The sequence below is a fragment of the Klebsiella sp. B345 genome (genome assembly GCF_051131735.1).
GTDB lineage: Bacteria > Pseudomonadota > Gammaproteobacteria > Enterobacterales > Enterobacteriaceae > Klebsiella.
This window is the reverse complement of the sequence record NZ_CP180443.1, coordinates 53761-68998: the sequence shown is the minus strand read 5'-3', so window position 1 is coordinate 68998 and position 15238 is coordinate 53761. Positions and strand designations below refer to the sequence as shown.

Sequence of the window (15238 nt, the reverse complement as noted above, 5' to 3'; positions counted from 1 at the left end):
GATGTCTCCGCCCGATGGCGGGCAGCGCATCAACAGTAGCGAGAAAGGATAGCGTTGGGCAAGCCCGTTGGTTCGGGCGACATCAGCGGGTTCGGCCACACGTCTGAAACGGCAGGATGCAGCGCCCGGTACATCATGACCAGGCGCTGGGTTTAGCGATTAATAACGTACGCAGACCGATTTGGTCTCGCACCAGTCGTCCAGCCAGTCCGGGCCGAAGTCACGCCCGGTGCCGGACTGCTTCATGCCGCCGAACGGCAGGTTGGCATCAATAAGCGTATGGCTGTTAACCCATACCGTGCCCGCCTGCAGGCGTTCGGTGTAGCTCAGCGCCTGAGTCAGATCGCCGGTCCAGACGCTGGCGGTTAAGCCAAAATCGCTGTCGTTGGCGAGGCACAGCGCTTCTTCACCATCGGCAACGCGCACCAGATTCACCACCGGCCCGAAGACCTCCTCGCGGCTCAGACGCAGCCCGGCATCCGGGTTAATCACCAGGGTTGGCGCAATGTAGTAGCCCTGGTTATCCGGCCCGAGCTGCCCGCTGATCAGTTCAGCATTGCGCTGGCGGGCATCATCAAGATAGGCCGCCACTTTGGCACAGTGGGCCTTCGAGACCACCGGGTTAATATGGGTGGTCTCCAGCATTCCCGGCCCGACCTGCAGGGATTTCACCGCCTGCTCAAATCCGCTCACCAGGGTATCGAACAGCGGCGCTTCAATGTAGATCCGCGAGCTGGCGGCGCATACCTGGCCCTGGTTGAGGAAGCTCCCGGTCATCAGCCCCTCAATCACCCATTCCGGGTTGGCATCTTTGAGGACGATCGCCGGGTTTTTGCCGCCCAGCTCCAGCGTCACCCGGGTCAGGCGATCGGCAGCCACCCGCGCAATATGCTTGCCCGTGGCGGTCGAGCCGGTAAAGCTCACCTTCGCCACTTGCGGATGCGCCGTTAGCGCCGCCCCGCACTCGCTACCGCTGCCGGTCACCACGTTAAACACGCCGTCCGGGATCCCGGCTTCGGTCGCCAGCTCGGCAACGCGCAACAGGGTTAGCGGGGTCGTTTCCGACGGCTTAATCACGATTGAACAGCCGGCCGCCAGCGCCGGCATCACCTTCCACATGCCAATCATCAGCGGGAAGTTCCACGGTACGATCCCGGCGACAACCCCAACCGGCTCTTTCTTCGTCCACGCCTGATAGCGTGCGCCTTGCGGGAACGGAATCGACACATCGAGCGTGCGCCCGCTGATTTTGGTCGTCAGCCCGGCGGTGTAGCGCATCCAGTTCAGCGTGCAGCCCACTTCAAACGCGCGGGAAATATTGATGGATTTGCCCTGCTCCAGGGTTTCCAGCTGCGCCAGCTCTTCGCCATGCTGCTCGACCAGGTCGGCAAAACGCAGCAGGATCCGCTCACGATCGGCAGGGGTACGCCCCGCCCAGCTACGGGCAACAAACGCCCGCCAGGCCGACATCACCGCACGATCGACATCAGCGGCATTGGCATCCGCCGTGCTGGCAATGGCCTGACCGGTGGCCGGGTTCCAGACGGTGAGCCGCTGTTCGCTTTGCGATTCCTGCTGGCTACCATCGATATACAAACCATGCTGTCGGTCTAAAAACTGCTGTACGCTGGCGAGCAGCGCAACCTGTGCTGTGGACATATCGCTTCCTTATTCCTTTCGGGTCGTGAATTGAGTCTACGACGAGGTCGGCATCCGCGCTTTTTTCTCTGTGACATTCGTTTGTGCCGCTGTGACAGGCTCCGCAATTAAGCATTTTGCGTACCCAGAAGTGTGCCGCAGGTAATAGTTCTTTCATATACTCCGGCTCCCGCTCTTGTATGCCGCAACGTAAATGCAACAATGCAGAAACATTATATCGATAAGAGAAACATTATGGCGACGGCGGAGCACGGACAGGATTACCAACGCTGGTTGGCGAAAATCAATCAGGTCTGCGGCCATTTTGCCGCCCGCCCGCTGGAGGGGAACTTTCACGGCGAGATTGACGCCAGCTACGCGGGGAACCTGAAAGTCAGCACCGTCACCGCCTGCGGGGTCAATTTGTTCCGCACCCGCAACGAGATCAAGCGCAGCAATGACGACTGGTTTTATACCGTTTTCCAGCTCGCCGGCCAGGCGGCCATTGAGCAGGACGATCGCCAGGTGATGCTGGAAGCCGGTGATATCACGCTGATTGACGCCTCGCGCCCCTGCTCTATCTTCTGGCAGCAGACCTCGCGCCAGGCCTCGCTGCTGCTGCCCCGGCAGCTGATCGAACACCAGCTGCGCGGCAGCGAAATCAGCATTGCCTCGCGTCTGCAAAAATCGCTGCCGATGGTTCAGCTCAGCCAGCGCCTGCTGCAGGAAAGCATGAACAGCCCGGAGCTGTCGGACAGCGAAAGCGAAGCGGCGCTGGAGGCCATCGTCTGCCTGCTGCGCCCGATGCTGCACCAGCAGGAGGTTCAGCCGTCTCGCCGGGAGAAGCAGTTCCAGAGAATTATTGAGCTAATCGATGCATCGATTCAGGCAGAACACCTGCGTCCGGAATGGCTGGCGAACGAAACCGGGATGTCATTGCGCAGCCTGTACCGGCTGTTTGCTGACAAGGGTCTGGTGGTCGCTCAGTATATTAAGAACCGCCGGCTCGACCTCTGCGCCCGGGCGCTGCGCAGCGCCCATGACGATGAGAAGCTGGCGGGAATTGGCTACAACTGGGGATTCAGCGACCACAGCCACTTCTCCACCGCGTTCAAGCAGCGTTTTGGCGTGTCGCCGGGAGAATACCGCAAGCGCTGCCGCTAATTATTTGCGTAGCCATTTGCCGTTCAGCCCCTGGACATATTCCCCAGGCTGCGCCCGGTTGACCAGCTTCTGCCCGGCCATTTTGGCCACTTCATCCACTGGCAGATTATTTTCATCCGCTAGCTGCTGGTAGCTTTCACTGCGCGCCGTATTGATCCGTGCGACCAGCGCCAGAGTTTCCTGATCCTGGCGTAATGGGGCCAGATAGCCTTTCAACGTTTCGCCTACCCGCCCCTGTTCCCGGGCTTCGCTCAGCGTCAGAGCCAGCGCCGGTGTACTGAGGAGAACCAGCGTCAGCGCTGCGATTTTCAGTCGTTTTCTCATCGCCACCTCAGAATAGATCGCTGCGCGACTTCAGTAACGCTTCAACATCCTTATCCACTTTGATATGAATCTCGTGCTCAATTTTGACATTCATATTGATGGTGATCGGCTCCTTTGATGCCGCGATTTCAATGCGCGGCGTACAGCCCGCCAGCAGCATCGGCACCAGCACCGCCGTTAGCAATTTCATCATTGTTGTTCCTTACACTTTTTACTGTCCGTACAGCTGCGCACGGGGAGCACGGCATTCTGCTCAAACCATGCCTGTAAATTGTCGCCAAAACGTAAACTGCGCCACAGGTCAAAAATATTCTCTTGATGAGAATAGTTTAAATGCACCGTATTACTCTGATCCCCAACGCGGCTGGTGCCGCTGATGGTCGCCTTCAAAGTCAACATCCCGAGGTTATCGAGGTCGATGCGCGTCCATGAGCGGGAGATCTCCATATAGCGCAGCCAGTTAATTGCCGCGCCGGCAGAGATATTATCGTTCACCATCGCGTCCGCCATGTCCTTATCGAGGCGCAGCGTCATCGGGCCGGGGTTGCCCAGCCAGCCATCTTTGATGATCCATTTTTCGTTATTCAGCCACAGCGGCAGCGCCCCGTTAAAGGCGCCGGACATGGCAAACTGTTTGATATTGACCGCGCTCACCAGCTCGCTGCTGGAGATATGCTGCAGCCGCAGCAGCGCCGGGTCATGCTGCGGCATCCGCAGTTGCTGCATGGTCACCTGGCCCCCGAGAACATCCACGCTGACGTTGCTCAGCTGTAGCGGCTGGTTTTCGCTCCACGGCCAGGCGCCCTGCAGGTCCGCAGTCAGGTTTTTCGCCGTTACCTGGTTGACGATCTCGCCGATGCGCAGCGATACCGGCCGGCGGGTCCCCAGCTGCCAGATCCCCTCGCTAAAGCGGAACGGCAGAACAAAATCGACGCCGTTGATTTGGTTGTCCGGCATCCAGGCGCTGCCGCCTTTTAACACGCCATGTCCCCCGGCTTCGAATCCCTGTTCGGCTGCCGCCGAGAAAGCCACCTGGGCATACAGCATCCCTTCGCGCAGGTTCATTTTCCACTCCGGCGGTACCAGCGGCTGAAACACGGTCAGCGACTGTTTCGGCCACCATGCCTTACCGCGCAGACGTTCGCCATCCCAGCGCCCAATGACCCGAACCGGGCCGATTTTGTTGGCATGAAGCGCGCCGTTAAACTGAAACCAGGTCGGGTCGCGGCCATCAATGGTGAATTTTAAGGTTGAGGGCGGCAGCACGCTGCCGTGACTAAAGCTGGTGGTTCCCGCATCCAGCGACAGCGCGCCGGTCAGTTTCGGGTGCTGCTCATTGCGCAACCAGTGGATCGGCTCATCCAGCGTCAGGCGCGGCGCACTCACCAGCATGGTGCCATATTGCAGTTTATCGAAGCCCGTCGACAGGCTGTTCAGGACGATCGAACTGTCTATCCATGCCCCCGCCCCTTTGACGTCCCAGCGCGCCTGCATAGGGGTGAAGTGACCGTCGCCCCAGTAACGCCACTGCCAGCGACCGCTGTCGGGCATAAAATTATCGGCCTGGCCGTCAAGATGCAGCGTGAAGTCTCCCATCTGCTGTTCATGGGCGCGCAGAATCGCCTGCAGACGGCCGTCCACGCCCTGCTGGGTCACCTTGACCCCCGCCAGTGGCAGACGGACTTCATCAATATTCAATGAATCAACCACCCGCCCGCGGGAACGCAGCAGCGCGCCGGGGTTGAAGGCCAATGCCGGAGCGGTCAGCGGGCCGCTGAGCCTGGCCGGCAGTACCGCATAAACGATCAGATCCCCCAGCTTTGCCTCACCGGTCAGCTGCAGCGGCATGTCGCTGTTGTCCATGCTCAGTTTGCCGGGGCCGATATTCAGCACGGCGTTGCCTTTACCGGCTTTCCCCTGGGTCAGGACGTTGAGCCGGCCGCTTACCTGCATCTGCTCGGTGCCCTGCTGCCAGTTACCCACCGATAGCGCCAGACGGCCGCTTAATGGATAGCCAGCGTATTCGGTTCTCCAGCGACCATCGCTAATGGCAATGCGCTCGGGGGTCACTTCCCACGGGAGATCGAGTATCGGCTGCACTTCGCCGCGCGGCGTCACCACCAACTGGCCGCGGTTTTTCTGCCACTCCAGCTCGGCGTCAACCAGCCCGCCGGTTTGCGGAAATTCAAAGGTAGTCAGCAGATGGCCATCGACCGGCAGGCCGTCCGGAACCAGCGGCATATGAAATTCACCGGCCAGCTTCACCGGCGGCTGCTCGTCGACCAGCTGGGCGGAAAAATGGCTGACGGTGAGCGTCTGTCCGCGCAGGCGCGCCTGCAAGGTCAGCTCTTTGCCGCTATAGCCAATATCCTGCTGCTGTGGGGTCAACGACATCACCAGTCGCCCCTGCCACTTTTCCCACGGCGAGAGGCGCAGATTTTCAATGGTCAGCCAGCTGTAAGGCAGCATCGACTGCCACTCCGCCAGAGTCCGTGGCGCCCCAACCGTCGGTTCACTGTCGGGCAGTTTACTCAGACAGGCGCTATTGATATCGAGTTCGTCGAGGTGCAGCCGCCAGCGGCTGGGATGAGAAAGTTGGGCATTGGTGATCCGGGCCAGCTCACAATCGCCGACCAGATAGCGTAATTCGGGAATGCGTAAAGCAGAACGCGTCAGTCGCGGGCTGTCGGAAAACGCAATGCGGGTCCCCTCTGGAAGCCAGATCCCTGCAAGCGTTGGCACCCAATGGGTAAGCGTCGACAACATGGCCAGCGGTAGCAGAATAAGAGCTAACAATAGCGCGATGGCGGCTTTATATTTACCCTTCATGGGCAGTAATATCCTGATTAAACAAAAGTAAAAGCCGAAAGATGTGCATATTGTGGCACGTTCGACTAGTGAGTTAAAGGCTCTATCCAGTCTAAGGATAGTTGGTTCGGCATCATCATCACCGTGAATTTATGCATTTCGCCTGTTAAGCCGCCATTTAATCGGCCCCTGTCACACTCGAAGTATTCGTTCCCGACGCCGGTGGATCCCGTGGATTTTTTTGTTTTGCTTATTGAACACGCCCAGCGCCACTATTCATGGTTGCTGATCGTGGTATTTCTGCTGACCCTGACTAAATCCTGCGCCCTGATTTCGCTGCTGGTGCCGGGGACCTCCGGATTGTTGTTGCTCGGCCCGCTGGCCTCCGGCAGTCTTAACCATTTCTTATTAATGTGGCTCAGCGCTAGCCTCGGGGCAATCGGCGGATTCTGGCTCTCCTGGTGGCTGGGACGGCACAACCGGCACCGTCTGACGAGCATACGCTGGTTGCGCGGCCAGCGGTTGTCCCGCAGCCTGGTGTTTCTGCAACGTCATGGGGCGTGGGCGGTGTTTTTTGGCCGCTTTCTCTCGCCGTTTCGTGCCACTCTTCCGCTGGCCAGCGGCGCCAGCGGCACAGCGTTCTGGCCATTTCAGTTGGCCAACGTCAGTTCCGGACTGCTGTGGCCGCTGATACTGCTGGCCCCCGGGGCGTTTAGCCTCAGTTTTTGGTAAAACACATTGTGTTTTAAAGAGATACCTCAACACCGCGATATGCTCTAGAATTATCTGTATCACCGTTAAGGCAAACTTATTTTTAATATTTGTATGATTATTTTAAATATGCTACCGTGCCGGTATAATCACTGGAGAAAAGTCTTATGAAAATCGCTGTGTATAGTACAAAGCAGTACGATAAAAAGTACCTTCAGCATGTTAATGATGCATATGGCTTTGAACTCGAATTTTTCGACTTTCTGTTAACCGAAAAAACGGCGAAAACCGCCAACGGCTGTGAAGCTGTGTGCATCTTCGTCAACGATGACGGAAGCCGCCCAGTGCTGGAAGAGTTAAAATCGCATGGCGTGAAGTACATCGCCCTGCGCTGCGCTGGTTTCAACAACGTCGACCTCGAGGCGGCGAAAGAGTTGGGTCTGCGCGTTGTGCGCGTACCGGCCTACTCGCCGGAAGCCGTCGCCGAGCATGCCATCGGCATGATGATGTCATTGAACCGTCGCATTCACCGCGCCTACCAGCGTACCCGTGATGCCAACTTCTCCCTCGAAGGGTTAACCGGCTTTACCATGCACGGTAAAACCGCCGGGGTGATCGGTACCGGGAAAATTGGCGTGGCTACGCTGCGCATTCTGAAAGGCTTTGGCATGCGACTGCTGGCGTTTGATCCCTATCCGAGCGCAGCGGCGCTGGATCTCGGGGTAGAGTATGTCGACCTGCCGACGCTGTACGCGCAGTCCGACGTGATCTCCCTGCACTGCCCGCTGACTGATGAGAACTATCATCTGCTGAACCATGCGGCGTTCGACCAGATGAAAGATGGCGTGATGGTAATCAACACCAGTCGCGGCGCGTTGATTGATTCTCAGGCGGCGATTGATGCCCTGAAACACCAGAAAATTGGCGCTTTGGGGATGGACGTGTACGAGAACGAGCGCGATTTGTTCTTTGAAGACAAATCCAACGACGTGATTCAGGATGACGTATTCCGTCGCCTCTCCGCCTGCCACAACGTGTTGTTCACCGGGCACCAGGCGTTCCTGACCGCTGAAGCGCTGATCAGCATTTCGCAAACCACGCTGGATAACCTGCGCCAGGTGGATGCCGGCGAAACCTGCCCGAACGCACTGGTCTGATTTCTTTTTCCTTTTGTGCCCTCCTGTCATGGGGGGCACTTTCAGATAACCCCCACAGAAAAAGTCCGCAGTAAAGTTAACAATCGCTTATGCCATTCATCGTTCAGGTTGCTTCGGCGTTGGCCGCGTCCATTAACCTTAGTCACTTACCTGAGTAAGCTCAAAGGGGATTGATGGCCCTGCCGCCTGCAAGCGGCTCGAAGAATGTTGGCTAAATCTGATAAACGTCATTAATGATTTGGGGGAGTAATGAATAAGTTTGCTGTACTGCTGGCGACGGGAATGCTGTTATCGGGATGTGTGTATAACAGCAAGGTATCAACTGGCGCCGAGCAACTTCAGCACCACCGCTTTGTGCTGACCAGCGTCAACGGCCAGGCGCTGAACACACAAGGAAAGCCGCTGGAACTGAGTTTTGGCGAAAATATGTATGTCTCAGGCAATATGTGTAACGGCTTTAGCGGCAAAGGCAGCATCAGCGGCGGCGAGCTGAAGGTCAAAGCGCTGGCAATGACCCGTATGCTGTGCAGCGATCCGCAGCGCAATACGCTGGATCATACGCTGAGCACCATGCTACGCGATGGCGCGCAGGTCGACCTGACGGAAAATCAGCTGACGCTGGCCACCGCCGATCAAACGCTGGTCTATAAACTTGCGGATCTGGTGAACTAGTAGTTCCCGCAGCTGCCGCCCGCTAACGCTTGCTCGCTGCAACGCTTACCGTTGGGTAATGCGCACATCCCGATCGCTGAACCATCAAGCTGCCGTGCCACCGATAATGAGCCGCCAATCATCGCGCAGTTCGCCTGCCCGGTGCTGCTCATTGCGGCACGCATGCCAGGCGGCACATGTGCCGCTGTCGCCTGTTGAACCGGTTCACTACTACAGGCCGACAATAATAACGCGGCACATCCCACTAAAAACGCAGCTCGCATCGATTTCCCCTCAGCAATATCTCAAAATAAGCAAACCCAAGAATAATAGGCAGCGCAGCCGTGCACGTCGAGAGGCGAAATACGTATTTATGCGCCCCATTAACATTTTTTAGCAAAATATCTGGCGTAACCTTGATCCCGACCAGGTTTGTCATGCCGCCAGGCGCCTGAATCCCCTCACAGCTCAACACTATCGCTACGATCATGCCCCTCGGATGAGACCGGTTGGCCACGGCAAGTCCGGTTTAAGATCATAGTGATAACCAGTGTCATCCTCGCCGCTACGCTTGTCTTTCATGGATCAATTTGTGCACTCGAAAGCCTCATAACTTCAAGGGTATAGATAATGCTCTTATACTAACGACTATAATTACAGGACCTGTGGCTGTTTGTCGGGTCCCTTCTTTTGCGCAATGTTAGGGTGTCTTATTATGATTACTATCGACGGTAATGGCGCGGCCGCTTCAGTCGCGTTTCGCACCAGTGAGGTTATCGCCATCTACCCGATCACGCCCAGTTCAACCATGGCGGAACAGGCGGATGCCTGGGCGGGAAACGGGCTAAAAAACGTATGGGGTGACGTGCCTCGGGTGGTGGAGATGCAGTCGGAAGCCGGGGCCATCGGGGCCGTACACGGTGCGCTGCAGACCGGCGCCCTGTCGACCTCGTTTACCTCATCGCAGGGCTTACTGCTGATGATCCCGACGCTGTACAAACTGGCCGGGCAACTGATGCCGTTCGTCCTGCACGTCGCCGCCCGTACCGTGGCAACCCACGCGCTTTCTATTTTTGGTGACCATTCGGACGTGATGGCCGTGCGCCAGACCGGCTGCGCCATGTTGTGCGCCAGCAGCGTGCAGGAAGCCCAGGACTTTGCGCTGATTTCCCATATTGCGACCCTGAAAAGTCGGGTGCCGTTTATTCACTTCTTCGATGGTTTTCGGACCTCGCACGAAATCAACAAAATCATCCCGCTGGCGGATGACACCGTGCGCAGCCTGCTGCCGCAGGCCGATATCGACGCTCACCGTCTGCGCGCGCTGAATCCGGAACACCCGGTGATCCGTGGGACCTCGGCGAACCCGGATACTTATTTCCAGTCCCGCGAAGCGACCAACCCGTGGTACGACGCGGTCTATGACCATGTCGAAACGGCGATGGATGATTTCGCCAGCGCCACCGGACGCCAGTACAAGCCGTTTGAGTTCTACGGCCATCCGCAAGCGGAACGGGTGATTGTGATCATGGGCTCGGCCATCGGCACCTGTGAAGAAGTGGTAGACGAACTGCTCAGCCGGGGTGAAAAAGTCGGGGTTCTGAAAGTGCGCCTCTATCGCCCCTTCTCCGCCGCGCATCTGCTGGCGGTGCTGCCGGAGAGCGCCCGCGCCATCGCGGTGCTGGATCGCACCAAAGAGCCGGGTGCCCAGGCAGAACCACTGTATCTCGATGTGATGAGTGCGCTGGCGGAAGCCTTTAACCGCGGCGAGCGCGAAACGCTGCCACGGACCATCGGCGGGCGCTATGGCCTGTCCTCGAAAGAGTTCGGTCCGGACTGCGTGCTGGCTGTTTTCAATGAGCTGAACGAAGCCCGCCCCAAACCGCGTTTTACCGTCGGCATTTATGATGATGTGACCAACCTTTCTCTGCCGTTGGTTGAGAACACTTTGCCGTCGCACGCCAAGCTCGAGGCGCTGTTTTATGGCCTTGGCAGCGACGGCAGCGTGTCGGCCACCAAAAATAATATCAAGATTATCGGTAACTCCACTCCGTGGTTCTCGCAGGGCTATTTCGTCTATGACTCGAAAAAAGCCGGGGGACTGACCGTCTCGCACCTACGAGTGAGTGAAAAACCGATTCGCTCCTCCTATCTGATCTCCCAGGCCGATTTTGTCGGCTGCCATCAGCTGCAGTTTATTGATAAGTATCAGATGGTGGAAAGGCTCAAACCCGGCGGCATTTTCCTGCTCAATACACCTTACCCGGTAGATGAGGCCTGGTCGCGCCTGCCGCAGGAAGTCCAGGCGGCGCTGAACCAGAAGAAAGCGCGCTTCTATATTATCAACGCAGCGAAGATTGCCCGCGAATGCAGCCTGGGCGCGCGCATTAACACCGTGATGCAGATGGCGTTTTTCCACTTAACGCACATTCTGCCTGGCGACAGCGCATTGAGCGAGCTGCAGGGAGCAATCGCCAAAAGCTACAGCAGCAAAGGTCAGGAGCTGGTTGAGCGTAACTGGCAGGCGCTGGCGCTGGCCCGCGAGTCGCTGGCTGAAGTGCCATTACAACCGGTCGATGCCACCAGCCCGAACCGGCCGCCGGTAGTTTCCGATGCTGCGCCGGACTTCGTTAAAACCGTTACCGCCGCGATGCTGGCCGGACTTGGCGATGCGCTCCCGGTCTCCGCGCTGCCGCCGGACGGCACCTGGCCGATGGGCACCACCCGTTGGGAAAAACGTAACATTGCCGAAGCGATCCCTATCTGGAAAGAGTCGCTGTGTACCCAGTGCAACCACTGCGTCGCGGCCTGCCCGCATTCGGCAATCCGCGCCAAAGTGGTTTCCCCGGAAGCCATGGCTGATGCCCCTGCCAGCCTGCACACCCTTGACGTGAAATCCCGCGATATGCGCGGACAGAAATATGTGCTGCAGGTCGCGCCGGAAGATTGCACCGGCTGTAATCTGTGCGTGGAAGTGTGCCCGGCAAAAGATCGCCAGGATCCGCAGATCAAGGCCATCAACATGATGTCGCGCCTTGAGCACGTCGAAGAAGAAAAAGTGAATTACGACTTCTTCCTCAACCTGCCGGAAATTGACCGTAGCAAACTGGAACGCATTGATATTCGGACCTCGCAGCTGATCAGCCCGCTGTTTGAATACTCCGGGGCCTGCTCCGGCTGCGGCGAAACGCCGTATATTAAGCTGCTGACCCAGCTGTACGGTGACCGGATGCTGATTGCCAACGCCACCGGCTGTTCGTCGATTTATGGCGGCAACCTGCCTTCGACCCCCTATACCACCGACGCCAACGGTCGTGGCCCGGCATGGGCAAACTCGTTATTTGAAGATAACGCCGAATTCGGTCTCGGTTTCCGACTCTCTGTCGATCAGCATCGCCAGCGGGTAATGCGCCTGCTGACGCAGTTTGCCGATAAGTTCCCGGCGGAGCTGAACGAGGCGCTACAGGCCGAGGCTACCCCAGAACAGCGCCGTGAGCAGGTTGCAGCGCTACGTCTGGCGCTGGCTAACGTTGAGGGCGCCCAGGAGCTGCTCACCGATGCCGATGCGCTGGTGGAGAAATCCATCTGGCTTATCGGCGGCGATGGCTGGGCCTATGACATTGGTTTCGGCGGGCTTGACCACGTGCTCAGTCTGACCGAAAACGTCAATATTCTGGTCCTCGATACCCAGTGTTACTCCAACACCGGCGGCCAGGCATCGAAAGCCACGCCGCTCGGGGCGGTCACCAAGTTCGGTGAGCATGGCAAGCGTAAAGCACGCAAGGATCTCGGCGTCAGCATGATGATGTACGGGCATGTTTATGTGGCACAAATCTCGTTAGGCGCGCAGTTCAATCAGACGGTGAAAGCGATTCAGGAGGCGGAGGCCTACCCTGGTCCATCGCTAATCATCGCCTACAGCCCATGTGAAGAACACGGCTACGATCTGGCCCTGAGCCACGACCAGATGCGGCAGCTCACAGCCACTGGCTTCTGGCCGCTGTACCGCTTTGACCCGCGTCGTGAGGATGAAGGCAAACTGCCGCTGGCGCTGGACTCTCGCCCGCCGTCAGATGCGCTGGCAGAAACGCTGCTGAATGAGCAGCGCTTCCGTCGCCTCAACGCCCAGCAGCCGGAGGTGGCAGAGCAGCTATGGAAAGATGCGGCGGCGGATCTGCAAAAACGCTACGACTTCCTGGCACAAATGGCCGGCAAGGCGGAGAAGGCAGGCAGTGAAAGTTAGGATAAAAGTCGCGTAATACCATTAAGAAAAAAAGCCCGAATATCCATTCGGGCTTGTCACCTTTACCACCAAAATATCGTACTGAAATAGAAGGTAGTCATAATTAACAACAGCGACTAAAAGGCATCTAACACGTAGACAATACGTCATAAAATCAGTTGTGTATAATTTTTATTTCATATATATCAACATGATGCATTCACATCATTCATCAAAGCGCCAACTCGCAGCTTCATTTAAATACGCCTTATATATTATACAATCTCTTTTTATCCGGTATTAATAGTTCGTTTAATCAAAATGAAGTTAGTTTGTGACAGAGACAAAAAAATATTTCTGAAGACATCTCGCAATCAACGGCCCCTACTCAATATCAACACAACAGTCCAACGCCACGATTTCGTATCCGTTCGACGAGGGGCATTCTCAATGCGCCTTCAACAACGGCCATCCAATCAAAACAATAAATCTTCTGTATTAAAATAGTCACCGGATGAATGATATATTACCGGTAAAGCCTGTCGTTAAGGACGCCTGTCATGCACCATCATCCTGTGAGATCATCCCGAATCGCCTCCGTCGCTTATGACGATGCATCTGGCACCCTCGAAATCCGTTTTCGCGACCACTCGACGCTGCAGTACGAGAACGTGCCAGAACGTTTATTCCATAATTTTCTGCAGGTCGTCTCTAAAGGGCGTTTTTATGATGGCGTGATCAAAGGAAAATTTACCGTACGTCGCGGGAACTAACCCCAAAGTGTGACCCGGTCATAAGACAAGCCGCCTCGTAATGGCATATACTTTAAGCGGTTACTTAAACAGGAGGTTTTATGGCCAGAATAATTCTTGTACCCATTGATATTTCAGATAAAGAATTAACTCAACGCGTTATTTGCCACGTTGAGGCAGAAGCGCGTATTGATGATGCCGAGGTGCATTTTCTGACCGTGATCCCATCCCTTCCCTATTACGCTTCGTTGGGGATGGCCTACACCACCGAGCTGCCGCCGATGGATGAGTTCAAGGCAGAGTCGGAAACGCGACTGAAAGAGATCGTGACGCAGTTTGCCATTCCGGAAGATCGGGTGCATCTCCATGTTAAAGAGGGCTCGCCGAAGGATAATATTCTGGAGCTGGCGAAAACCCTGCCAGCGGATCTGGTTATCATCGCCTCACACCGTCCGGACATCACCACCTATCTGCTCGGCTCTAACGCCGCTGCCGTCGTACGACACGCCGACTGCTCGGTGCTGGTCGTACGTTAATACATTAGCCCGCCTCCCAGGCGGGTTTTTTATCTGCATTACCGTCGGGCTAAACGCCGGAAATGTGCTGACATCCCCCCCGTGAATCCGTACCATACACGCCACAGACTTATACCCTTCATCCTTCACGTTGCCTGGGTGTTGGCTGCCCCCGTTCACCCCAGCCACTTACCTGAGTAAGCTGCTGGGGTGAACGGCCTTGCCGCCTACACGCAACGCGAATTATTTAGGGTATATACTCATCAATGTCAGACATCGTTAATTGCGCCCACACGCCGCGCCGCAAGCACCGTGCGTGGGACACACTATGAATTGAGCCACTATTAAATGCTGCAAAATCAAGATATTAGCAAAAAAGAAAAGTACAACATCGATAAACTGCAAAAGCGCCTGCGCCGTAACGTAGGTGAAGCGATTGCCGACTTCAACATGATTGAGGACGGCGACCGGATTATGGTGTGCCTTTCCGGCGGAAAAGACAGCTACACCATGCTGGAAATTTTGCGCAATCTGCAGAAAAGTGCGCCAATTTCATTCTCACTGGTAGCGGTCAACCTCGACCAGAAACAGCCGGGCTTCCCCGAACATATTTTGCCGGAATATCTCGAGCAGCTGGGCGTCGAGTACAAAATTGTTGAAGAAAATACCTACGGGATTGTGAAAGAGAAAATCCCTGAAGGCAAAACCACCTGCTCGCTCTGCTCTCGCCTGCGCCGTGGGATCCTCTATCGTACCGCCAGCGAACTGGGCGCAACCAAGATTGCCCTCGGCCATCACCGCGACGACATTTTACAAACCCTGTTCCTCAACATGTTCTACGGCGGCAAAATGAAAGGCATGCCGCCGAAGCTGATGAGCGATGACGGGAAACACATCGTGATTCGCCCACTGGCCTACTGCCGCGAAAAAGACATCGAGCGTTTCGCCCAAGCGAAAGGCTACCCGATTATCCCGTGCAATCTGTGCGGTTCGCAGCCGAACCTCCAGCGTCAGGTTATTGCCGATATGCTGCGCGACTGGGATAAACGCTACCCGGGCCGGATCGAGACCATGTTCAGCGCCATGCAAAACGTGGTGCCGTCTCATCTGAGCGACATTAATCTGTTCGACTTTAAAGGGATTAACCACCAGTCAGCGGTGGTAGACGGCGGCGATCTGGCCTTTGACCGGGAAGACATTCCGTTGCAGCCTGCGGGCTGGCAGCCGGAAGAAGACGCTGCGCCACTGGAAGAGCTGCGTCTGGACGTGGTGGAAGTGAAGTAACAAATTTGCGTC

Annotated in this window: 13 protein-coding genes; 8 read left to right on the top strand and 5 right to left on the bottom strand. The window is 56.5% G+C overall.

The window, feature by feature from the left end:
- Positions 1–159: 159 nt before the first annotated feature.
- Complete coding sequence (locus ACMYSO_RS00330; protein WP_434668719.1) at positions 160–1659, bottom strand: aldehyde dehydrogenase family protein; 1500 nt, start codon at positions 1657–1659, stop codon at positions 160–162.
- A gap of 231 nt (positions 1660–1890) precedes the next feature.
- On the opposite strand from ACMYSO_RS00330, the gene feaR reads away from it, so the two are divergent.
- A complete protein-coding gene (gene feaR, locus ACMYSO_RS00325; protein ID WP_434670875.1) occupies positions 1891–2802 on the top strand; it encodes a transcriptional regulator FeaR in 912 nt (303 codons plus the stop codon).
- Here the strand turns inward: feaR and ACMYSO_RS00320 are convergent, their stop codons facing one another.
- The 3 genes from ACMYSO_RS00320 to ACMYSO_RS00310 are packed head-to-tail and all read right to left on the bottom strand — an operon-like array spanning position 2803 to position 5955.
- Positions 2803–3126: a YdbL family protein gene (locus ACMYSO_RS00320; RefSeq protein WP_123754098.1), complete on the bottom strand. Its 324-nt coding sequence runs from the start codon at positions 3124–3126 to the stop codon at positions 2803–2805.
- Positions 3127–3133: 7 nt separating this feature from the next.
- The gene (locus ACMYSO_RS00315) at positions 3134–3319 is read right to left on the bottom strand and encodes a YnbE family lipoprotein (protein ID WP_123754097.1); all 186 of its coding nucleotides are present in this window, start codon (positions 3317–3319) and stop codon (positions 3134–3136) included.
- Positions 3316–5955, bottom strand: coding sequence for a YdbH family protein (locus tag ACMYSO_RS00310; protein ID WP_434668718.1), 2640 nt, complete (start codon positions 5953–5955; stop codon positions 3316–3318). Before ACMYSO_RS00310 ends, ACMYSO_RS00315 begins: the two co-directional genes overlap by 4 nt.
- A gap of 210 nt (positions 5956–6165) precedes the next feature.
- Here ACMYSO_RS00310 and ACMYSO_RS00305 point away from each other — a divergent pair, with 210 nt between their 5' ends.
- The 3 genes from ACMYSO_RS00305 to hslJ all read left to right on the top strand — a co-directional run bounded on the left by ACMYSO_RS00305 (position 6166) and on the right by hslJ (position 8474).
- A complete protein-coding gene (locus tag ACMYSO_RS00305) occupies positions 6166–6666 on the top strand; it encodes a DedA family protein (RefSeq protein WP_434668717.1) in 501 nt (166 codons plus the stop codon).
- 146 nt (positions 6667–6812) lie between these two features.
- On the top strand, positions 6813–7802 hold the full coding sequence (locus ACMYSO_RS00300; RefSeq protein ID WP_434585139.1) for a 2-hydroxyacid dehydrogenase: 990 nt from the start codon (positions 6813–6815) through the stop codon (positions 7800–7802).
- Between the two features lie 249 nt (positions 7803–8051).
- Positions 8052–8474 (top strand): heat shock protein HslJ, encoded by a 423-nt coding sequence (gene hslJ / locus ACMYSO_RS00295; protein ID WP_434585141.1) that lies wholly within the window; start codon positions 8052–8054, stop codon positions 8472–8474.
- On the opposite strand, the gene ACMYSO_RS00290 is transcribed toward hslJ, so the two are convergent.
- Positions 8471–8737, bottom strand: a complete 267-nt coding sequence (locus tag ACMYSO_RS00290) for a putative hemolysin (RefSeq protein ID WP_123754092.1) — start codon at positions 8735–8737, stop codon at positions 8471–8473. The genes hslJ and ACMYSO_RS00290 overlap by 4 nt on opposite strands.
- 431 nt (positions 8738–9168) lie before the next feature.
- Here ACMYSO_RS00290 and nifJ point away from each other — a divergent pair, with 431 nt between their 5' ends.
- From nifJ to ttcA, 4 genes are all read left to right on the top strand, one after another.
- Positions 9169–12696, top strand: a complete 3528-nt coding sequence (nifJ, locus tag ACMYSO_RS00285; RefSeq protein WP_434668716.1) for a pyruvate:ferredoxin (flavodoxin) oxidoreductase — start codon at positions 9169–9171, stop codon at positions 12694–12696.
- Between the two features lie 539 nt (positions 12697–13235).
- Positions 13236–13448, top strand: a complete 213-nt coding sequence (locus ACMYSO_RS00280) for a KTSC domain-containing protein (RefSeq protein WP_434585144.1) — start codon at positions 13236–13238, stop codon at positions 13446–13448.
- Between the two features lie 80 nt (positions 13449–13528).
- Complete coding sequence (gene uspF, locus ACMYSO_RS00275) at positions 13529–13963, top strand: universal stress protein UspF (protein ID WP_434585146.1); 435 nt, start codon at positions 13529–13531, stop codon at positions 13961–13963.
- 327 nt (positions 13964–14290) lie between these two features.
- Positions 14291–15226 carry a tRNA 2-thiocytidine(32) synthetase TtcA gene (gene ttcA, locus ACMYSO_RS00270; RefSeq protein WP_123754087.1) on the top strand — a complete coding sequence of 312 codons (936 nt, stop codon included), beginning with the start codon at positions 14291–14293 and terminating at the stop codon, positions 15224–15226.
- Positions 15227–15238 lie beyond the last annotated feature (12 nt).

What these genes read in the sequence shown, in the direction of transcription:
- nifJ (WP_434668716.1), top strand. Translation starts at nt 9,169, where the DNA reads ATGATTACTATCGACGGTAATGGCGCGGCCGCTTCAGTCGCGTTTCGC.
- ACMYSO_RS00310 (WP_434668718.1), bottom strand. Translation starts at nt 5,955, where the DNA reads ATGAAGGGTAAATATAAAGCCGCCATCGCGCTATTGTTAGCTCTTATT.
- ACMYSO_RS00290 (WP_123754092.1), bottom strand. Translation starts at nt 8,737, where the DNA reads ATGCGAGCTGCGTTTTTAGTGGGATGTGCCGCGTTATTATTGTCGGCC.
- ACMYSO_RS00280 (WP_434585144.1), top strand. Translation starts at nt 13,236, where the DNA reads ATGCACCATCATCCTGTGAGATCATCCCGAATCGCCTCCGTCGCTTAT.
- ACMYSO_RS00320 (WP_123754098.1), bottom strand. Translation starts at nt 3,126, where the DNA reads ATGAGAAAACGACTGAAAATCGCAGCGCTGACGCTGGTTCTCCTCAGT.
- ACMYSO_RS00330 (WP_434668719.1), bottom strand. Translation starts at nt 1,659, where the DNA reads ATGTCCACAGCACAGGTTGCGCTGCTCGCCAGCGTACAGCAGTTTTTA.
- uspF (WP_434585146.1), top strand. Translation starts at nt 13,529, where the DNA reads ATGGCCAGAATAATTCTTGTACCCATTGATATTTCAGATAAAGAATTA.
- ttcA (WP_123754087.1), top strand. Translation starts at nt 14,291, where the DNA reads ATGCTGCAAAATCAAGATATTAGCAAAAAAGAAAAGTACAACATCGAT.
- ACMYSO_RS00300 (WP_434585139.1), top strand. Translation starts at nt 6,813, where the DNA reads ATGAAAATCGCTGTGTATAGTACAAAGCAGTACGATAAAAAGTACCTT.
- hslJ (WP_434585141.1), top strand. Translation starts at nt 8,052, where the DNA reads ATGAATAAGTTTGCTGTACTGCTGGCGACGGGAATGCTGTTATCGGGA.
- ACMYSO_RS00315 (WP_123754097.1), bottom strand. Translation starts at nt 3,319, where the DNA reads ATGATGAAATTGCTAACGGCGGTGCTGGTGCCGATGCTGCTGGCGGGC.